Annotated in this window: 17 protein-coding genes; 12 read left to right on the forward strand and 5 right to left on the reverse strand. The window is 61.4% G+C overall.

Annotated features, from left to right (window positions below; genetic code table 11):
• Nucleotides 1-4: 4 nt before the first annotated feature.
• From KG088_RS14065 to purU, 4 genes are read left to right on the forward strand one after another with little or no spacing between them, the layout of a single operon-like run.
• Nucleotides 5-400, forward strand: coding sequence for a sarcosine oxidase subunit delta (locus KG088_RS14065; RefSeq protein ID WP_213826357.1), 396 nt, complete (start codon nt 5-7; stop codon nt 398-400).
• Complete coding sequence (locus KG088_RS14070; RefSeq protein ID WP_213826359.1) at nt 397-3,465, forward strand: sarcosine oxidase subunit alpha family protein; 3,069 nt, start codon at nt 397-399, stop codon at nt 3,463-3,465. Before KG088_RS14065 ends, KG088_RS14070 begins: the two co-directional genes overlap by 4 nt.
• Complete coding sequence (locus KG088_RS14075; protein WP_213826361.1) at nt 3,458-4,126, forward strand: sarcosine oxidase subunit gamma; 669 nt, start codon at nt 3,458-3,460, stop codon at nt 4,124-4,126. Before KG088_RS14070 ends, KG088_RS14075 begins: the two co-directional genes overlap by 8 nt.
• Nucleotides 4,123-4,989 carry a formyltetrahydrofolate deformylase gene (gene purU, locus KG088_RS14080; RefSeq protein ID WP_213826363.1) on the forward strand — a complete coding sequence of 289 codons (867 nt, stop codon included), beginning with the start codon at nt 4,123-4,125 and terminating at the stop codon, nt 4,987-4,989. The genes KG088_RS14075 and purU overlap by 4 nt, the downstream gene beginning before the upstream one ends.
• Before the next feature lie 69 nt (nt 4,990-5,058).
• Here the strand turns inward: purU and KG088_RS14085 are convergent, their stop codons facing one another.
• The 3 genes from KG088_RS14085 to KG088_RS14095 all read right to left on the reverse strand — a co-directional run bounded on the left by KG088_RS14085 (nt 5,059) and on the right by KG088_RS14095 (nt 7,772).
• Nucleotides 5,059-6,534, reverse strand: a complete 1,476-nt coding sequence (locus tag KG088_RS14085) for an FAD-dependent oxidoreductase (RefSeq protein WP_213826365.1) — start codon at nt 6,532-6,534, stop codon at nt 5,059-5,061.
• The gene (locus KG088_RS14090) at nt 6,534-6,719 is read right to left on the reverse strand and encodes a hypothetical protein (RefSeq protein WP_213826367.1); all 186 of its coding nucleotides are present in this window, start codon (nt 6,717-6,719) and stop codon (nt 6,534-6,536) included. The genes KG088_RS14085 and KG088_RS14090 overlap by 1 nt, the downstream gene beginning before the upstream one ends.
• A gap of 141 nt (nt 6,720-6,860) precedes the next feature.
• Nucleotides 6,861-7,772, reverse strand: a complete 912-nt coding sequence (locus KG088_RS14095; RefSeq protein ID WP_213826369.1) for a DMT family transporter — start codon at nt 7,770-7,772, stop codon at nt 6,861-6,863.
• Between the two features lie 355 nt (nt 7,773-8,127).
• Here KG088_RS14095 and dctP point away from each other — a divergent pair, with 355 nt between their 5' ends.
• From dctP to KG088_RS14115, 4 genes are all read left to right on the forward strand, one after another.
• Nucleotides 8,128-8,847, forward strand: coding sequence for a TRAP transporter substrate-binding protein DctP (gene dctP / locus KG088_RS14100; protein ID WP_250148272.1), 720 nt, complete (start codon nt 8,128-8,130; stop codon nt 8,845-8,847).
• A 348-nt stretch (nt 8,848-9,195) separates the two neighbouring features.
• Entirely contained in the window at nt 9,196-9,579 is a 384-nt protein-coding gene (locus KG088_RS14105) for a DUF4168 domain-containing protein (RefSeq protein ID WP_213826371.1), read from the forward strand.
• A 162-nt stretch (nt 9,580-9,741) separates the two neighbouring features.
• Nucleotides 9,742-11,652, forward strand: a complete 1,911-nt coding sequence (locus tag KG088_RS14110; RefSeq protein ID WP_213826433.1) for a DUF294 nucleotidyltransferase-like domain-containing protein — start codon at nt 9,742-9,744, stop codon at nt 11,650-11,652.
• Nucleotides 11,649-12,371 (forward strand): 3'-5' exonuclease, encoded by a 723-nt coding sequence (locus KG088_RS14115; protein WP_213826373.1) that lies wholly within the window; start codon nt 11,649-11,651, stop codon nt 12,369-12,371. The genes KG088_RS14110 and KG088_RS14115 overlap by 4 nt, the downstream gene beginning before the upstream one ends.
• 90 nt (nt 12,372-12,461) lie before the next feature.
• Here the strand turns inward: KG088_RS14115 and KG088_RS14120 are convergent, their stop codons facing one another.
• Both KG088_RS14120 and KG088_RS14125 read right to left on the reverse strand, forming a co-directional pair.
• The gene (locus tag KG088_RS14120) at nt 12,462-14,135 is read right to left on the reverse strand and encodes a BCCT family transporter (protein WP_319941440.1); all 1,674 of its coding nucleotides are present in this window, start codon (nt 14,133-14,135) and stop codon (nt 12,462-12,464) included.
• Between the two features lie 55 nt (nt 14,136-14,190).
• Nucleotides 14,191-14,607 (reverse strand): universal stress protein, encoded by a 417-nt coding sequence (locus tag KG088_RS14125; RefSeq protein WP_213826375.1) that lies wholly within the window; start codon nt 14,605-14,607, stop codon nt 14,191-14,193.
• Between the two features lie 358 nt (nt 14,608-14,965).
• Here KG088_RS14125 and KG088_RS14130 point away from each other — a divergent pair, with 358 nt between their 5' ends.
• The 4 genes from KG088_RS14130 to KG088_RS14145 all read left to right on the forward strand — a co-directional run bounded on the left by KG088_RS14130 (nt 14,966) and on the right by KG088_RS14145 (nt 19,520).
• Nucleotides 14,966-16,102: an ABC transporter ATP-binding protein gene (locus KG088_RS14130; RefSeq protein WP_213826377.1), complete on the forward strand. Its 1,137-nt coding sequence runs from the start codon at nt 14,966-14,968 to the stop codon at nt 16,100-16,102.
• 109 nt (nt 16,103-16,211) lie between these two features.
• Entirely contained in the window at nt 16,212-17,321 is a 1,110-nt protein-coding gene (locus KG088_RS14135; RefSeq protein ID WP_213826378.1) for an extracellular solute-binding protein, read from the forward strand.
• Between the two features lie 90 nt (nt 17,322-17,411).
• A complete protein-coding gene (locus KG088_RS14140) occupies nt 17,412-18,665 on the forward strand; it encodes an ABC transporter permease (RefSeq protein WP_319941441.1) in 1,254 nt (417 codons plus the stop codon).
• A 3-nt stretch (nt 18,666-18,668) separates the two neighbouring features.
• Nucleotides 18,669-19,520: an ABC transporter permease gene (locus KG088_RS14145; protein WP_213826380.1), complete on the forward strand. Its 852-nt coding sequence runs from the start codon at nt 18,669-18,671 to the stop codon at nt 19,518-19,520.
• Nucleotides 19,521-19,535 lie beyond the last annotated feature (15 nt).

Raw genomic sequence — 19,535 nt, forward strand, 5'->3', positions numbered from 1 at the left:
ATTCATGTTTCTGATCTACTGTCCGTACTGCGAGGAGCTTCGTGAAGAACCGGAGTTTCACGCCAAGGGCCAGGCGCACATCGCCCGGCCACAAGACCCCGAGGCCTGCTCCGATGAAGAGTGGGGTGACTACCTCTTCTTCCGCGATAACCCCCGGGGAATCCACCATGAACTCTGGGTCCACGCCATCGGTTGTCGCAAGTTCTTTAACATCACGCGCAACACCGTGAGCTACGAGATCCTCGAGACCTACAAGATGGGCGAGCAGCCGACGATTACCGCGGAGAGCCTGTCGCGAGACGATAAAACCGCGGACGGCGTACAGGTCGCCGATGGTGGCCAGCAGACCGTGGGCGCAAGCGACAGCGCGGTGAATTTCGTCAGGGGGGCCAAGGTATGACGCGCAATGCACAGCAGTCCAATCGTTTGACACAGGGTGGACGCATCGACCGCTCGCGCCCGCTGAGCTTCACCTTCAATGGCCAGACCTATCAGGGCCATGCCGGTGACACCCTGGCGTCGGCGTTGCTGGCCAACGGCGTGGATGTGGTCAACCGCAGCTTCAAGTATTCACTTCCCCGCGGCATCGTCGCCGCCGGTGCCGAAGAGCCCAATGCTGTGGTCCAACTGGGTGCCTCAGAAGCCTCCCAGGTCCCCAATGTGCGTGCTACCCAGCAGGCGCTCTACGAGGGCCTGGTGGCTCGCAGCACCAATGGCTGGCCCAGCGTGCAGCGGGACCTGATGGGGGTCGTCGGCAAGCTGGGAGGCAAGCTGATGCCTCCCGGCTTCTACTACAAGACCTTCATGGCGCCGGCTTCGCTGTGGATGACCTACGAGAAGTACATCCGCAAGAGTGCCGGCCTGGGTCGCAGCTCCACCGAATCCGACCCCGATATTTACGATCACCAGCATCGGCACTGCGACGTTCTGGTGATCGGTGCCGGCCCGGCGGGGCTTGTCGCCGCCCTGGCCGCCAGTCGCAGTGGTGCCCGGGTCATCCTCTGTGACGAGCAGGAGGAGCCGGGCGGCTCCTTGCTTGCGTCGCGCGAGCTGGTCGACGACGAACCCGCCGAGAAATGGCTGAGTGCCGTGATGGCCGAGCTTTCCGAGCTCGCCAACGTCACCGTGCTGCCGCGTACTACGGCCAACGGCTATCACGACCACAACTTCGTCACCCTGCATGAGCGGCGTACCGACCATCTTGGCGGTACGGCGCCGAGGGTGGATGGTCTTCGGCAGTCGCGTGGACGCATGCATCATGTTCGGGCCGGGCGGGTGATACTCGCTACCGGTGCTCACGAGCGTCCCCTCGTGTATGCGGCTAACGACGTGCCGGGCAACCTGCTCGCCGGTGCCGTCTCTACCTATATTCGTCGTTACGGGGTGATGCCCGGCCAGAAGCTGGTGCTCTCCACCAGCAACGATCACGCCTATCGTGCCGCCCTGGACTGGGCCGAGCAGGGCAAAGGCGCCGGACGCGAGGTGGTGGCCATCGTCGACGCGCGCGCCAACCCCCAGGGTGATCTGGTGGCACAGGTACGCCGCCTGGGTATCCGGGTGATCACCGGCAGTGCAGTGATCGAGGCCAAGGGCACGAACCGGGTGACGGCTGCCCGGGTGGCGAAGATCGATCTCGAGGGCTTCAGGGTCACTGGGCCCGTCGAGGAGCTCTCCTGCGACACCATTGCCAGCTCCGGGGGTTACAGTCCGGTGATCCATCTGGCCTCCCACACCGGGGCCCGCCCCAACTGGAACGACAGGATCCTGGGTTTCGTGCCTTCCCTGGTCAAGGGTGTCAGCGCCGCTGGCGGAGCAAGCGGTACCTATCCGCTTCCCGAGGTGCTGGCAGAAGGGCGCGAGGCAGGGCTGCAGGCTGCCTCATCCTGTGGTTTCGAGGCAGCGAATATCGAGCTCCCCCAAGTGGATGCCCTGTCTGAAGGAGAGGCCTGTGCCCTCTATCAGGTGCCCCACGAGAAGACGGCCCTGCGCGCGCCCAAGCAGTTCGTCGACCTGCAGAACGATGTCACCGCCGCGGGTATCGAGATCGCCACCCGCGAGGGCTTCGAGTCAATCGAGCACGTCAAGCGCTACACGGCCATGGGTTTCGGCACCGACCAGGGCAAGCTGGGCAACATCAACGGAATGGCCATCGCCGCGCGCTGCCTGAAGCGCACGATTCCAGAGGTGGGGACCACGGTCTTCCGGCCCAACTACACGCCGGTGACCTTCGGTGCCATCGCCGGGCGCCACTGCAAGGCGCTGTTCGATCCCGAGCGCTACACGGCACTTCATCATTGGCATGTCGAGCGCGGCGCCGAATTCGAGGTGGTCGGGCAGTGGATGCGCCCTTGGTACTATCCCCTGCAACGTAGTGGCGGGGGCGAACGCGAGAGCATGTCGGAGGCGGTGGCCCGTGAGTGCCGGGCGGTTCGGGAGAAGGTGGGCATCCTCGACGCCACGACCCTGGGCAAGATCGATATTCAGGGAGCCGATGCCCGTGAGTTCCTGGCGCGCATCTACACCAACAAGTGGGAAAAACTCGCCGTCGGCAAGTGCCGCTACGGGCTGATGTGCAAGGACGATGGCATGGTCACCGACGATGGCGTAACCGCCTGCCTCGCCGAGAACCACTTCGTGATGACCACCACCACTGGCGGGGCGGCGGCGATCCTCGAGTGGCTGGAGCTCTGGCACCAGACGGAGTGGCCCGAGCTCGACGTCAGCTTCACCTCGGTGACCGATCACTGGGCGACCATGACCATCACCGGCCCCGAGTCTCGCCGGCTGCTTGCCGAGATCTGCGACATCGATCTCGACCGGGACAGCTTCAAGTTCATGGACTGGCGCGAGGGCAGGGTGGCGGATGTGCCGGCCCGGGTCTTCCGCATCTCCTTCACCGGCGAGCTCACCTACGAGATCAACGTCCAGGCTCACTTCGCCATGCATGTCTGGAAGACGCTGTTTTCCCATGGCGAGAAGTACGGCCTGACACCCTACGGCACCGAGACGATGCACGTCTTGAGGGCGGAGAAGGGGTTCATCATCGTGGGCCAGGATACCGATGGCTCGGTGACCCCGGAGGACCTCGGCATGCAGTGGTGCGTGGGCTACGACAAGCCCTTCCCCTGGATCGGCAAGCGTGCCCTGACCCGCAGCGACACCCGGCGTGAAAACCGCAAGCAGTTGGTAGGCCTGAAGCCGAAGGATCCGGCAGTGGTGCTGCAGGAGGGGGCCCAGATCGTGTTCGACCCCAAGGCCCCGATCCCCATGCCCATGGTGGGCCATGTGACCTCCAGCTATTACAGCCCGATCCTGGAGGCCGGCTTCGCCCTGGCCGTGGTCAAGGGGGGGCAGAAGCGCATGGGCGAGACCGTCTACCTGCCTATGGCCGACGGCACCACTCACGAAGCCGAGATCGTCGGTCCGATCTTCGTCGATCCCAAGGGAGAGCGTCAGAATGTCTAATCCGTCCAGCGTCAATCTTTTCGATAGCCGCGCCGATCTGGCGAAAGCCGAGTCGCCACTTGCCTTCTCGAAGAGCCGGGGCGATCTGCCGGCGGTCAGCCGCGACAGCCGGGTGGTGGTGCGCGAACGTCCCTTCCTCGGGCACCTCATTCTGCGCGGCGGTGCCATTGTGCTCGACGAGGCGGTGCGCGAGGAACTGGGGATCAACCTGCCTGGCCGGCCCCAGGGGCTGACCCTGGATGCTTCGGGCGAGCGTTCGATTCAGTGGCTTTCCCCGGACGAGTGGCTGCTGGTCGTGCCCGGCGGTGAGGAGTTCAACCTGGAACGACGCCTGCGCCAGCAGCTGGCGGATGCAAGCTTCGCCATCGTCAATGTCAGCGGCGGTCAGACCCTGCTCGAGCTCGAGGGCGACGCCGTCCGTGAGCTGTTGTTGAAGAGCGTGGTCTACGACGTTCATCCGGTGCATTTCCCAGTGGGCAAGGGGGTGACCACGGTGTTCGCCAAGACCAGTGCCATCGTGCGTCGTCCGAACGAGCGATGCTGGCAGCTGGTGGTGCGCCGCAGCTTTGCCGACTACTGCCTTCGCTGGCTGCTCGATGCCGGTGAGGAGTACGCCATCGGTGTCGAGCTGGGGGATGAATCGCGTGGGGCCATGCCATGAGCCAACCGTCGGACACCTGGATCCTGGCGGCACAGTGCCCGAGCCGCCTGGGCACCGTGGACGTGGTGACCCGCTTCCTCAGGGAGTGGCGCTGCTACATCACCGAGCTGAGTTCCTTCGATGATCGGCTGGGTGGGCAGTTCTTCATTCGTGCCGAGTTCCGCCCCGAGGACGAGACCTTCGAGGGTGATGCCTTTCGCGAGGCCTTCGTCCCACGCGCCGCCGAGTTCGACATGACTTTCGAGCTGACGCGTCCCGGGACGCGCTTGCCGGTGGTGATCATGGTCTCCAAGGCCGACCACTGCCTCAACGACCTGCTCTATCGCTACCGAACCGGCCAGCTTCCCATCGACATCCGCGCGGTGGTCTCCAACCATCCCGACCTCGAACCTCTGGCTGCCTGGCACGGCATTCCCTATCATCACCTCCCCATCACCTCCACGACCAAGGCCGAGCAGGAGGCGCAGGTGTGGCGGGTCGTCGAGGAGACGGGGGCGGAGCTGGTGATCCTGGCGCGCTACATGCAGGTTCTTTCCAGCGAGATGTGCGATAAACTCAGCGGTCGTGCGATCAATATTCACCATTCCCTGCTGCCCGGCTTCAAGGGCGCGCGTCCCTACCACCAGGCCTTTGAAAAGGGGGTCAAGCTGGTCGGCGCCACGGCGCACTACATCAACGACGATCTCGATGAGGGGCCGATCATCACCCAGGGCGTGGAACCCGTGACCCACGCCGACACCCCGGATGACCTGGTCGCCAAGGGGCGTGACATTGAGTGTCTGACCCTGGCGCGGGCCGTTGCCTACCATGTCGAGCGCCGTGTGTTCCTGCATCAGCGTCGTACCGTGGTCTTTACACGTTAATTTTCACGCGTTAGCCAGCATGCCGGCAGTGAGCTGCCGGCGAGGTTGGTGCGTGATCCGTATGGGTGGCTAAGGCAGGATGGTCGGATTCAAGTGCGCCGCTTGTTGACCGAGCCGGCCCTCCAGATGAGCGGTCAGGCGTATCGCCAGTTGCACCAGGGTCAGTGTCGGGTTGGCATGTCCGACGCTGGGAAACACGCTGGAACCGGCGATGTACAGATTGTCCTGAGCGAAGACCCGACAATCGCTATCGACGATGCCGTGGTCGGGCGAGTGGCTCATACGGGTGCCGCCCATGTGATGGCGGCCGGCCAGCTCGCCCTCGACCGGCGGGTGAATCGGCGCTGTCGTCAGCCAGTCGGCGAGCTGAAGGCGCCCGATGTCGTGATGGCGCAGATAGTCACCGAACAACAACGCACTATCGCGGATGGTGCGGACGTCGAGCGCCGATTGATGCCAGACCAGCCTGGCGCGGGGCATGCCGAGGCTATCCACCTCGCGCGTCAACTCGATGCGATTCTCGCGGCGGGGCTCCTGCTCCCAGGCCGCGCGCAGCAACAGGCTGTAGATGCCACCTTTTTGACTGTTCAAGGTATTGAAACGTCGCGCCAATGATGGCGCAACGCTCGCGAGTTCATCGATCAACTGCTGGGTCACCACATCGCTCATGCGGTGCAGACGCAGGCCGCAATTGAGGATGCCGCGCTCGGCGATGGCCTCGGCGGTCGGGGAGAGAAAAATGTTGAAGTGATCCACCAGGTCCAGCGGCGCAGGGTTGAGGATCAGCGCATGCCCGACCGTGGCGTGGGGATGCTCCATCCAGTAGCGACCGAGTGCGGCGGGTTGCGGGATAAGGCGCCCCTGTGTCTGCCGGTTGCACCACAGCAGCAACCGCGAATTCTCGATACCCCCGCACGCCAGCACAAAGTAACGCGCTCGTACCCGACGCAGGACTCCCTGGTAGCTCTTGAAGGCGGCGCTCGTCACCGTGCCACGGTGGGTTTCCAGGCCGAACAGGTTGGCCGCCAGACAGCACCTGAGGGTAGGTGAGTCGCTGAGCTCTGCGGCATATTTCTGGCTGACCCGAACCGGGTTGCCGCGGGAGAAGTGGATCCGTTTCAGGCTCGCCCCGGCAATCTCCTGGTCTGGCGAGATGGGTTGCAGTTCAAGGATCCCGGCGGCTTCGTCATAGTAGGGATCGAGCGCCTCGCGCGCGATTGGCCATGCCGTGTCGGGAGCGGCAGGCTTCGCCGCGAAGTCATAGTGGTCCAGAGGTCGGCTGATGCCGCCCCAATGATTCGTCGAGCCCCCTAGGTAGCGCAGCCGCGTGTCCTTCAGGGCGGGGTAGGCATTGCCTTGCACCTCGCCCTCGTATAGCGCTTGGGAGCGCTCGCTGAAGGTCTGGTCGCCGCCTTCACAGAGCAGAACGCGATGGCCCTGGCGGGCCAACTTGACGGCCATCGCCACACCGGCGGCGCCACCACCAATGAGGCATACGTCCACCTCGTCACCCGGTTCTCCGAGTGTCTCGAAGGGAACGTACATCAGAGGTCGTCTTGAGTAAGCAACCAGCCATGACGCATCACCGGCGTGGGGTCACTGGTCCTGGCTCCGATGCGCGCCGTTCGTGTACCGGCCAGACCGATGGCCGTATAGGGAATCAGCAGCAGGCCAAGCCCAGTCAGTCCCGCGTTTCTCAACAATCGTCGTCGCGTTGTCGTTGCCTTCATGGTGGGTGCATTATCCTTTTTTGTCCCGGTTTATTGCTCCGATGTTACCAAGCTCGGCTCTGTTTCTGCCGTCCTGAACGATGTTGGCCCAGTTCCACGGTATTCGCCAGTACCCGCCTGCGCCGAGTCGAATGTTCCCTGTCATGATCTGGCAGATGGTCTGCCCCGAACCACCAGCACGACGCCGGTGATGGCGATCGCCATTCCGACGAGTGAGGTCAGCGGTAGTTGCTCGTCGAACAACCACCAGGCTTCCAACGCTGTGACCGGCGGCACCAGATAGAAGAGGCTGGCCACCCTTGACGCCTCGCCACGCTTGATCAATGCCATTAACAAGAGGATGGCGCTTATCGACAGCACCAGCACCAGCCAGCCCAGCGTCAACAGGAAGGTCGGTGTCCACTCCACGTGACGCTCCTCGAAGAGCAGTGCTCCGAGCCCAAGTACCACACCGGCGCCCAGGTACTGCACCACCGTGCCCGACAGCAACGGCATGCCGGTGCAGAACCGCTTCTGATACAGGGTTCCACAAGAAATGCCGATCAAGGCGACCAGCACACTGGCGAGTGCCCCCAGGCCGAATCCCTCAAACAGATGCATACCGGGATCGAGTTTTCCCCCCAACACCAGAACGATGCCAGCGAGCCCCAGTGCGAGGCCCATCCATTGCGTCGGCTTCAGTCGCTCGTTCAGCAGGGGGCCGGCAAGGATAGCGGTGAGCAGAGGTTGCAGACCTACCAGCAAAGAGGCGAGACCCGCCGGCATTCCTTGATAGATGCCATAGAAGACACCGCCCAGATAGGCACCGTGCACCAGCAGACCGGAGACCGCGATATGACCCCACAATGGGGCCCCCTTGGGCCAGTCACCCCCCATCAACTGGACGAGGGGCACCAGCAACGCCAGCGTGAGCACGAAGCGGATGAACAGGAAGGTGAAGGGTTCGGCATACGGCAGCCCGAACTTGGCACCGATGAAGCCTGTGCTCCACAAGGCGACGAACAGGAAGGGCATGGCGGTCAGCCAGGCCTGGCGACGACGTTGCGCGGTCATGAGAGACTCATCGAGTGATTAAGGAAAGTGAGCATCGTCGCGGTCGTGAGCTCGACAAGCCAATCCCCGATCTTGTGCTTTGGTCGAACAGCGAGACGACGCTGGAATATTGGTATTACCATAATTAGACAAGTTTATAAAAGGAGTTAGCGTATTTTTCGGAGTGTTTTGCCTGATGCTGGCTCAGCCATGCGTTGGAGTTTTCGCTATTTTCGATTGTGGAAGTTTTTTCCAGATAGGTAAGGCTTCCTGCCCGACAAGGACGCGGGTTATCGGCATCGGAATCTCAATGTTCAGCGCCGGTGTCTTCCTGACCGCCTTCCCGATGGGCCTGTCGCTGCCCCACCAGTGAAATATGATGTTCGGCGCCTATGGTGGCTTCGACATCGCCAAGGACCTGTATCGCAAGCAGGGCCAGGAACTGCTGGGCTACGTTCATCACGACCTCAACCTGATTCACTCCAAGGTGCCATTGCGCAGCTTCGATGACTTCGATGGTATCAAGATACGTATGCCGGGTGGCATCGTCGCCGAGACCTTTGCCGCCATCGGCGCTCGTACCACGCTACTGCCGGGTCCCGAGGTCTATCCCGCGCTCGAGAAGGTCACCATCGATGCCGCCGACTTTACCGGCGCAGCAGTGAATTTCGAGCTGGGCTTCTGGCAGGTCGCCGATTACATCGTCATGGGGCCGCCGTCCACGCCCTGTCTGCACCAGTCGGTCGACCTCATGGATATCTCGGTCAACCGCCGCGTCTTCGAGCGCATGTCGTCGCAGACCCAGGATCTCATGCATGACCTGGTCGCTGCCTATTCCCGCGAGCATTATGCCGTAATCCAGAAGGCCAACGCCGAGGCCTGGCCCAAGTATCGCGAGAAGGGCGTGGAGATCATCCACCTGACCGAAGACGATGCCAGCCGCTTCCGTGATGCCGCCATCCCGTTGTGGTTCAAGTGGGCCAACAAGGACGCGGACGCCGCTCGGCTGTTCAAGGCTCACCTCGATACCATGATGGACCCTGCGGTGGCGCTGATCACCGATGAGGACATCAAGGACTACCAGCTCAACGTATAACGTTCCGGCTTGACTCTACCGGGTGTTGCTGTCTTCGGGCCGCAGCACCCGGTTTCGGTAGGGCGCAACCTTAGATCCCGCACCCGCCGGCTCGACGATCCGTAGCCATCCCTCAGGTGATGGCTCTGCGGAGGAGTTTCCATGAATCTTGAGATCAATTTCGTCCTGCCGCACTGGCTCTATTGGTCGGTGCTGCTCCTATTGCCTTTGGCCTTGATGTTCTTCGTCTTGTGTAGGCTCCCCAAACTGGGGAGCTTTTTTACAAACCGTAACAACAAACTTCTGAACGCGTGCCGCCCGCTGCCGTCACAGGGGGGCACATTCACATAGAAAACCCTGGAGGTATTCATGCAACGGATTACTGCCCTGTTCTCAGCCGCACTTCTCGCCGCCGGTCTTATGACCGCCACGGCTCATGCCCAGGAAGGAACGGCTAACACCGAGCAGCCGCAGGCCAGCGCCCCCGCTCAGGACTTCGATGACGGTCAGCTTGAGCAATTCGCTGACGCATCCCAGGAAATTGCTGCGGTTTCCCAAGAATATACGCAGCGTCTGCAAGAAGCCGAAGACGAGGACACGCAACAAGAAGTGCGCATGGAAGCCAACGAGAAGATGGTGGAAATTGTCGAGGACAGTGGCCTTGATGTGGATACCTTCAATGCTATCGGCCAGGCTATCCAGCAGGATCCTGAGCTGATGCAGCGTGTCCAGGAAATGGCCCAGTCTTCTTAAGACGACACGCCATTCTCGCCGACTCCCATCGGCAATACGAAGGCCACCCCATGGGGTGGCCTTCGTCGTTGTAGCGGCTTTACAGCGCCTACGTGACCTTCCAAACTGACCACAAATGCCTTTCCGGAGCCGAGTGCATGAACACTGTGTATGAGTGCTGTTATGGAGGTTGAGCTGCTCGAGATCCGCCAGCATATGGGGCGCTTCGCCCCGTTCGACCTGATTTCCGACGAGCTTCTCGATGGGCTGGCAGGCCAAGTAGAAGTCGCCTACTTCAAGGCGGGCACGGATATCCTGACCTATGGACAGGAGCTACACGAGTTCTGTTATATCCGCAGCGGTGCGGTCGAGGTCCATCGCCGCAATGGTGAACTCTACAATCGCCTGGGTGAGGGAGATATGTTCGGCCACTTCAGTCTGTTGCGCGACCAACGGGTTCGTTTTCCGGCTCGCGCCCTGGAAGACACGCTGATCTATTTCATCCCCGAAGCGGCGTTTCACGAGTTGTGCGAGGCCGACGAGCATTTCGCTGATTTCGTCGAGCTGGAACGCCCACGACTGGAAACCGCCTCCGAGCAACAGAAGAAGAACAACAATCTGATGATCACCCGGGTGCGCAAGTTGCTCACCCGCTACCCGCTGATGGTCGAGGCGAGCAGCACAGTACAGCATGCGGCGCAGCAGATCGGGGAGGCCCAGGCGTCGGCGGTGTTGGTGCTCGATGCGCCCGGTGACAATCCCCGCTATATCGTCCGTGATTGTGAGGAACGCGCGTGGCAGGTCCGGGGCATTCTCACCGACAGTGACTTTCGCAAGCGGGTAGTGGCGGAGGGGCGCTCACCCGATACGCCGGTGGGTGAGGTGATCGTTGATCGACTCATCGCCATCCAGTCCGACGAGTCGGTCCACGAGGCGATGCTGTGCATGCTGCGCAACAATATTCACCATTTGCCAGTGATGCATCGACGCAGCCCGGTGGGCATCGTGCATCTCTCCGACATCATTCGTCATGAAACCCACAGCAGCCTCTATCTGGTCAGCAATATCTTCAACCAGTCATCGGCGGCGGGCCTGGCGAAGCTGGCCCCCGATGTGCGCGCGGCATTTATGCGCATGGTCGAGGACGATGCCGACTCACGAATGGTCGGCAGTGCGTTGTCAACCATCGGACGTAGCTTCACTCGGCGTCTGCTGGAACTGGCCGAGGAGGAGTTGGGGCCGCCGCCGGTGCCTTATTGCTTCATGACCAATGGCTCCATGGCGCGCAATGAGCAGACCTTCGTGACGGACCAGGACAACGCCTTGGTGCTCGATGATGACTTCGACCCCGAGCGACACGACGCCTATTTCCTGGCGATGGCCCAGCGAGTCAGCGATGGCCTGAATGCCTGCGGCTATTCTTATTGCACCGGGGGTATCATGGCCACCAACCCCAAATGGCGCCAGCCCTTGGCGGTATGGAAAGGTTATTTTCGTGACTGGATCGACAATCCCACGCCCGAGCGGCTATTGCACAGTTCGATCTTCTTCGACCTGGATAGCGTGTACGGCGAGAATGTGTTTGTTGAACAACTACAGGAACTCGTTGCCGACAAGGCCAAGAACAGCCCGCAATTCCTAGCCGCGATGTCGCGCAATGCCCTGAATCGTACGCCGCCGCTGGGCTTCTTTCGCACTTTCGTGATGGAAAAGGACGGAAAGCAGAATAACACCATCAACCTCAAGCGCCGCGGCACCGCGCCCATGGTCGACTTGATCCGCATCCATGCCCTGGCCTGCGGCTCCCGTGCCCAGAACAGCTTCGAGCGACTCGATGATATTGGTCGTACCCAGCTACTGGCGCCGGGGGTGAGCGACAAGCTGCGTTACGCGCTGGAATTTCTCGCCATGTCACGGATTCGCCATCAGGTCATCGATCTGCACCATGAGCGCACACCGGATAACACCATCGAGCCGGAAAATGTCGCCGACAACGAACGTCATACGCTGAAGGATGCCTTCCAGGCGTTAAGCAATGCCCAGAAGTTTCTCAAGTTCCGTTATGGCATGCCTACAAGGCCGCTATCGAAGTGAGTCCCAACGGTCGAAAAAAGCGGCAGTCGCCCGACTGGCCCAGTTACCTGGCGGCACGACGCGACGCGGCGACGCATCCCTGCCTGAAACGCTACTTCGACGCTTGCACCCTGAGCCCGGAGACGCCCATTGCCGAGGTGCCGATGGTGGCCATGGACATGGAGACGACCGGCCTCGATGCAAGCCGCCACGGTATCGTCAGCATCGGCCTGGTACCCTTTACCTTGTCGCGTGTGCGGCTGATACAGCGTCATTACTGGATCGTCAAACCCCGGCAGCCGCTGAATCGGGAATCGGTGGCCTTTCACCACATCACTCATTCACAGGTGGCCGATGCGCCGGATCTGGAGGTGATACTTCCCGACCTGCTCGAGGCGCTGGCGGGGCGGCTGGCGGTCGTCCATTTCCGCCATATCGAACGGCCGTTTCTCGATGTCGCCGTAAAGGCCCGACTCGGCGAGGGGATTCGCTTCCCGGTCATCGATACCATGTCTCTCGAAGCACGTATTCATCGCCAGCCGCTGTGGGCGCGCTTTCGTCGTTGGATGGGCCGTCCCCCGGTGTCGATCCGATTACAGAGCAGTCGCGCGCGCTACGGCCTACCGGCTTATCAGGGGCACCATGCGTTGATCGATGCCCTGGCCACTGCCGAACTCCTCCAGGCACAGATCGCCGCTCGTTATACGCTGGATACCCCTGTCGGCCAGCTCTGGAGCTGACGTTGGACCAGGGGCTCAGGACAACCAACGACGAGGGGGCGACCCGATGGCCGCCCCCTCGAATGTCACACCGAATCTCCGGTCCGGGTGTTACACCGACCTGGGTTCACTCATCAAGCCCTTGACGATGCCGTAGCAACCCACCAGCAGCACCAGGGTGAAGGGCAACCCCGTGGTCAGCGCCGCCGTCTGCAGCGCGGCGAGGCCGCCGCCGAGAAGCAGCGCGATGGCCAATGCCCCCTCGATCAGCGCCCAGAAGATACGCTGGGGCTTGGGAGCGTCCACCTTGCCGCCGGCGGTGATGGAGTCGATCACCAGCGAACCGGAGTCCGAGGAGGTGATGAAGAACACGATCACCAGCGTGATGCCGACGAAGGAGGTGATGGCGCTCAGCGGCAACTGCTCGAGCATGGTGAACAGCTGCAGCTCCAGGTCGGCATCCTGCACCTGGGTGATGCCGGCATTGACCACCTGGTCGATGGCCGTGGTACCGAAGGCGGTCATCCACACCACCGAGGCCAGGGTCGGCACCAGCAGCACCGAGATCAGGAACTCACGCACGGTGCGGCCGCGGCTGACGCGGGCGATGAACATGCCGACGAAGGGCGACCAGGCAATCCACCAGGCCCAGTAGAAGGCCGTCCAGCCCTGGCTGAAGTTGGCATCTTCACGCCCGAACGGCATCGAGAACGCCGGCAGGTGGGTCACGTAGCCGATCAGATTGTCGATCACGCCGGTCGCGATCATCAGCGTGGGGCCCACGGCAATCACGAACAGCAGCAGCAGGGCGGCAAGCACCATGTTCAACTGGGAGAGACGCTGCACGCCCTTGTCGACGCCGAGCATGATCGAGCCCAGAGCCACGAGGGTAATCCCCAGGATCAGCAGCACCAGGGTGGTGTCGCCGGCGGGGATGCCGAACAGATACTCCAGGCCCCCGGCCGCCTGGGTGGCGCCGATGCCCAGCGAGGTGGTCAGGCCGAAGAGGGTAGCGAATACCGCCAGGATGTCGATCACATGCCCCGGCCAGCCCCAGATGCGCTCATCCAGGATCGGGTAGAAGATCGAACGCATGGTCAGCGGCAGGCCCTTGTTGAAGGCGAAGATCGCCAGCGACAGGCCGACGATGGCGTAGGCCCCCCAGGGGTGAAAGCCCCAGTGGAAGATGGTGGCGGCCATGCTCAGGTCGATGGCGCCGGCCTGGTCACCCTCGGCACCGCCCAGGGGGGCCCAGTCGGTGCGCACGCCATCCTCGCCCATGCTGATGCCGCCCATGGCCGTGCCGTAGTGGCCCAGCGGCTCCGAGACGCCGTAGAACATCAGCCCGATGCCCATGCCGGCGGCGAACAGCATCGAAAACCAGCCCGCGTAGCCGAAGTCCGGCGTGGCATCGGCGCCGCCGATGCGCACCTTGCCAAGCGGGGTAAAGATCAGCACCAGCGCCAGGATCACGAAGACGTTGGCTCCGAGAATGAAGAACCAGCCAAGATTGGTGGTCAGGAAGCTGAACATGCTGTTGAAGATCGGCTCCATCTGATCCTGCAAGGCCAGCGTCAGGATCACGAACAGCATGATCACTATCGAGGAAAACAAGAAGACCTTGCCGTGCAGGTCCACGTTGATTCCCATTGGTGAAGCGGTAATGTTGTCTTGACCGATCACGTAATCGGTATCAATCAAGTTTGCGGCCCCTGAGGGGGCCGGAATGCCTTCGGAGTCGCCGTTGGATCCCCGGGGTTTATCGTCGTTGGAATGATTTTCCACGAATTATCTCCCTGCTGGTGGCGTTGTTAGAAAATTGCCCAGCGTCGCTCTGATGTCACGGCCTTATCAGAAAGATCGACGCTTTTGTGTGGGTGGCTACCTTGCCACCATGAGACGGCATGATGACGTCCAGGTGCTTGGGTGGATGGGTCGGCATGACGACCAGGTCGGCGCCTACGTCATCGATCGCCTTGATCAAGAGATCATCGAGATCGGCGACCACGTCGGGGCTGCTGATGGTCTTGGTGCTGACCGGCTGACCATGTACTTGGGCCCGTTCCTTGGCGAAGGCCTCGAGTTTCTGGGCATATTCCTGTGGTGTCCTGGCCACGCTGCTCGGAGCGTTTGAGGTAGCGCCCACATAACAGACTTCGGCATCGTAGTGTCGAGCCAGGTCCGCCACCTTTTCCAGTGCCGGCTCGATGACGTCTAGGTGTGCCAAGTCTACCGGTACCATGATCTTGCGATACATGTTCAGTCTCCTTGCTCCCGACAAGGGAGGGGTGTAATGCGCGATTCACGTTACTCCACTACGACATGCTACGCGATGGGGACGGCTCTGCCGAATGCGCTGAGGCGACATCACGGCATCACCCCCCTTGCATACCCAATTTCCTGACCGGAGGTACGATTCACGTTCAACGCTGTTTGTCCTCCAGCAGCATTGCGATACAGCCCTGGTACCCTCTACTGTGAGCCTACATTAGTCAAAACAATAACCTGGGCTCCTGGCAAAACATCATTTGATGGTGCGCGTCTTGCGGAGTGGTCATCGAGACGGTAGACAAGTTACGGCTCTGAACCACAGGTAGCCTGATCAGGGAGCTTTCATGCAGCAGATTCTCGACAGAGACGAGGAGTCGTCGGCGCAGGTCGATTCCGCCGACTGCTTTGCCCGCTTCATCGATGTACAAAAGAGCTACGATGGCATCGAGTTGGTCGTCAAGGGGTTCAATCTTGATGTACGGCACGGTGAGTTCGTCACCTTGCTTGGCCCGTCGGGATCCGGTAAGACGACCTGTCTGATGATGATGGCGGGGTTCGAGACCCCGACCCACGGTCAGATCCTGCTCAAGGGCGAACCGATCAACGACCTGCCACCCCACAAGCGTGGCATCGGCATGGTATTCCAGAACTATGCGCTCTTTCCGCACATGACCGTGGCCGAGAACCTGGCCTTTCCTCTCCAGGTTCGCCATCTCCCGAAGGATGAAATCCGGCGCAAGGTGGACCGAGTTCTCGCCATGGTGCGCCTGGAGGAATTCGGCGCGCGACGTCCCGCCCAGCTCTCGGGTGGTCAGCAACAGCGAGTCGCGCTGGCCCGGGCGCTGGTATTCGAGCCCGATCTGGTGCTGATGGACGAACCGCTGGGGGCGCTCGACAAGAACCTGCGCGAGGAAATGCAGTACGAGATCAAGCGCATTCACGCCCGCCTTGGCGTGACCATGATCTACGTCACCCACGATCAGACCGAAGCGCTGACCATGTCGGATCGCATCGCGGTCTTCAACGACGGCGTCGTCCAGCAACTCGCCACGCCCGATACGCTCTACGAGGCCCCGGAAAATGCCTTCGTGGCGAGCTTCATCGGCGAGAATAACCGTCTGCTGGGGGAGGTGATCGAACGTCAGGACGAGCATTGCCGGGTACGTCTCGACAGCGGCGAGACCGTGACGGCGACACCCATTGCCTGCGGTGAGGTGGGTACCAGGACCACGTTATCGCTGCGTCCCGAGCGTGTCACCATCTTCGACTACAGCCGTCAGGACGAGCTCGACAACTGCTTTCGCGGTGAGGTGCTCGAGGTGATCTATCTGGGTGATCATCTGCGCACGCGTCTGCAGGTCTGCGGCAACGATAATTTCATCCTCAAGACACCCAACGCCAAAGGCCACCCGGCACTCAAGCCCGGCCAGAGCGTTGAGGTCGGTTGGTCCTGGCGTGACTGTCGCGCCCTGGATGCGTGAGCACCAGGCTGGGTCGAATTATCCCCTAAGACCCGGTCGGCATCGTACCCCGATGCCATGCAAGCGATGTAGCAGAGAACTGAGCAAGAACAACAAACGGAGAAACACCATGAAAACCCTTAAGACCTATCGTGTGATCAAGGGAACGGGCCTGGCGATAGCCGGCATCTCGGCACTCGCCATCGCGGTCGGTGCCCAGGCCGAGACGCTCAACATCGTCTCCTGGGGCGGCGCCTACAGCATGAGTCAGCACGAGGCTTACGATAAGCCGTGGATGGAGAAGACCGGCGACGACATCGTCAATATCGACCGTAGCGGCAACGCGCTGGCCGGTCTGCGCGCTCAGTCCCAGGCCGGCAACGTCACCTGGGATCTGGTCGACATGCTGCCGGCCGATGCCATGATCGCCTGTGCCGAAGGCCTGATCGAGCCGCTCGATCACGATGAGTTGCTGGCCGATGCCCCAGATGGGACGCCGCCTAGTGAGGACTTCGTCGAAGGCGGGTTGGGCGATTGTTTCGTGGCATCCATCGTCTATTCCAACATCGTCGCCTTCAACAGCGAGATGTTTCCCGAGGATGACCAGCCCAGCACCATCGAAGACGTTTTCGACCTGGAAAACTACCCCGGCAAGCGGGCCCTGCTGCGCAAGCCGATCAATAACATGGAATGGGCACTGATCGCCGATGGGGTCGAGCGTGACGAGGTCTACGCCATGCTCGAGACCGAGGAAGGCGTACAGCGCGCCTTCGACAAGCTCGATACCATCAAGGATGAGGTCATCTGGTGGGAAGAGGGCGCCCAGCCACCCCAGCTGCTCGCCGACCAGGAAGTCGCCTTCGCCTCCGCCTACAATGGCCGGATTTTCAATGCCATGGTCACCGAGGACCAGCCCTTCGAGATCATCTGGGACGCCCAGGTGTTCGAGCTGGACGGCTGGGTCGTGCCCACCGGTAAGCTCGACAAGGTAAAGGATTACCTCCATTTCGCCACCGATACCCAGCGACTCGCCGACCAGGCGCAGTACATCTCCTACGGTCCGGCACGCCTCTCTTCCTCTGAGCTGGTGTCCACCCATGCTGAAACCGGCATCGAGATGACGCCGCACATGCCGACCTACGAGCCCAACTTCGAAACGGCGCTGCAGAAGGACGATCTGTTCTGGGCCGACTACAACGATGAGCTAACCCAGCGCTTCAACGCCTGGCTGTCCCGGTAAGGTTCTGCCGCCGCCCGGTGAAGATCGGGTGGCGGTATTGCGTTAGCTGATCATTGCTGATCGCTTCCTTCGCTTGATGGAGAGACCTGCGTGTCCGAATCTCCTGCAGCCCCCTTGAGAACGGCCGATGGTGTGCCGCTCAAGGTCAGTCTACGTCGCGCCATACGACGTTCGAAAATCAAGGCGCTGTTGCTGGTCGCGCCGCTACTCACTTTTCTGTTCATCGCCTTCTTGATGCCATTGTTCGAAATGCTCTGGCGCAGTGTCGATAACCCGGAAGTGTCCACCCACCTATCGCGAACCGTTTCCGCACTGGAAGGCTGGAACGGTGAGGCGTTGCCCGATGAAGCCGCTTTTGCGGCCCTGGCCGAAGACCTTCGCGAAGGCCAGCAGGAGCGCAACCTGGGCCTGTTGTCCAGCCGCCTGAATTATGAAAAATCGGGCATGCGCTCGACCATCAGCCGTACGGCGCGTCGTGTCAGCACGCTGGAACCGCCGTATCGCGAGTCCCTGATCGAGATCAATGATACCTGGGGGGAGCTCGATACCTGGAAACTGATCCAGCGCGAGGCGTCGCCCTACACCATTTCGTATTACCTGGCGGCGATCGACCGCCAGTTGAGTCCGGACGGCGAGATCGTCAAGGTGCCGGAGCATATGCAGATCCACGCCACCCTATTCTGGCGAACGCTATGGATGAGCGCCGTTATTACCGGCCTGACGTTACTGCTCGGCTATCCGGTGGCCTTTCTGCTGGCGAGTCTCCCGGCACGTCACTCCAACCTGCTGATGATCCTGGTATTGCTGCCGTTCTGGACCTCGCTGCTGGTGCGCACCACCACCTGGATCGCCATCCTGCAATCACAGGGCGTACTCAATGACGTGATGGTGGCACTCGGCGTGATTGCCGATGAGGCACGTTGGCAGATGATCCACAACAAGATGGGTACCATCATCGCCATGACGCACATCCTGCTGCCTTTCATGATCCTGCCGCTCTACTCGGTGATGAAGACTATCCCACCCAGCTATATGCGGGCGGCGCGCTCGTTGGGTGGCAAGCCGTTTCTCAGCTTCCGCCGAGTCTACTTCCCGCTGACGATCCCCGGCATCGCCGCCGGCGGCATCCTGGTGTTCATCCTGTCGATCGGCTACTACATCACGCCGGCCCTGGTGGGCGGGCAGTCGGGTCGCTTCATCACCAACTACATCGCCTACCATATGCAGACATCGCTCAACTGGGGTCTGGCAGCCGCCATCGCCTCGATACTGCTGTTCGTGGTGATTATCTGCTATCTGATTTTCAATCGCCTGATCGGCGTCGACAAGGTCAAGCTGGGGTAAACGATGGCCATTCCTTCCTACGCCACCCGTGGCGAGCGTATCTGGCATTATCTCTTTCTGGTCATTTGCGGCCTGGTGTTCCTGTTCCTGATCGGGCCGCTGTTGGTGATCATCCCACTGTCGTTCAATGCCGAGCCCTACTTTACCTTCAGCAAGGCGATGGTGACTTTCGATCCGGCCGGCTACTCGCTGCGCTGGTATCAGGACTTCTTCACGTCGAGCGAATGGCTCAATGCCATCAAGAACAGCTTTATCATCGGCATAGCCTCGACGCTGCTGGCCACGGTGCTGGGGACCTTGGCGGCGCTAGGATTGTCGAGTCGGCACATGCCGGCGCGGGGTGCGATCATGGCCTTGCTGATCTCGCCGATGATCGTGCCGCTGATCATCTCTGCGGCGGCGATGTTCTTCTTCTTTTCCAAGGTCAATCTCGCCCAGACCTATGTGGGCGTGATCCTGGCCCATACGGCGCTGGGTATACCCTTCGTGGTGATCACCGTGACGGCTACGCTGTCGAGCTTCGACACCACGTTGATCCGCGCCGCGCACAGCTTGGGGGCCAACCCGACACGGACCTTCTTCAAGGTGGTGCTGCCCTTGGTGACCCCGGGGGTGGTGTCGGGGGCGCTGTTTGCCTTCATCACCTCATTCGACGAGGTCGTGGTGGTGCTGTTCATCGCCGGCCCGGAGCAGCGCACCATGCCGATCCAGATGTGGTCGGGCATTCGCGAGCAGATCAGCCCGACGATTCTCGCCGTGGCGACACTGCTGGTGCTGCTCTCCATGCTCTTGTTGACCACGCTGGAGCTGCTGCGACGCCGTGGCGAGCGGCTGCGGGGCGTGACGCCAGGCTGAGAAAAGTCGGTGGCG

Origin of the sequence: Halomonas jincaotanensis (assembly GCF_018448785.1) — a bacterium.
Classification (GTDB): domain Bacteria; phylum Pseudomonadota; class Gammaproteobacteria; order Pseudomonadales; family Halomonadaceae; genus Halomonas; species Halomonas jincaotanensis.

Coding starts and splice junctions, on each gene's coding strand:
- KG088_RS14070 (WP_213826359.1), top strand. CDS start 397: ATGACGCGCAATGCACAGCAGTCCAATCGTTTGACACAGGGTGGACGC.
- KG088_RS14110 (WP_213826433.1), top strand. CDS start 9,742: ATGGAGGTTGAGCTGCTCGAGATCCGCCAGCATATGGGGCGCTTCGCC.
- KG088_RS14105 (WP_213826371.1), top strand. CDS start 9,196: ATGCAACGGATTACTGCCCTGTTCTCAGCCGCACTTCTCGCCGCCGGT.
- KG088_RS14135 (WP_213826378.1), top strand. CDS start 16,212: ATGAAAACCCTTAAGACCTATCGTGTGATCAAGGGAACGGGCCTGGCG.
- KG088_RS14095 (WP_213826369.1), bottom strand. CDS start 7,772: ATGACCGCGCAACGTCGTCGCCAGGCCTGGCTGACCGCCATGCCCTTC.
- KG088_RS14090 (WP_213826367.1), bottom strand. CDS start 6,719: ATGAAGGCAACGACAACGCGACGACGATTGTTGAGAAACGCGGGACTG.
- KG088_RS14125 (WP_213826375.1), bottom strand. CDS start 14,607: ATGTATCGCAAGATCATGGTACCGGTAGACTTGGCACACCTAGACGTC.
- purU (WP_213826363.1), top strand. CDS start 4,123: ATGAGCCAACCGTCGGACACCTGGATCCTGGCGGCACAGTGCCCGAGC.
- KG088_RS14130 (WP_213826377.1), top strand. CDS start 14,966: ATGCAGCAGATTCTCGACAGAGACGAGGAGTCGTCGGCGCAGGTCGAT.
- dctP (WP_250148272.1), top strand. CDS start 8,128: ATGATGTTCGGCGCCTATGGTGGCTTCGACATCGCCAAGGACCTGTAT.
- KG088_RS14075 (WP_213826361.1), top strand. CDS start 3,458: ATGTCTAATCCGTCCAGCGTCAATCTTTTCGATAGCCGCGCCGATCTG.
- KG088_RS14145 (WP_213826380.1), top strand. CDS start 18,669: ATGGCCATTCCTTCCTACGCCACCCGTGGCGAGCGTATCTGGCATTAT.
- KG088_RS14085 (WP_213826365.1), bottom strand. CDS start 6,534: ATGTACGTTCCCTTCGAGACACTCGGAGAACCGGGTGACGAGGTGGAC.
- KG088_RS14065 (WP_213826357.1), top strand. CDS start 5: ATGTTTCTGATCTACTGTCCGTACTGCGAGGAGCTTCGTGAAGAACCG.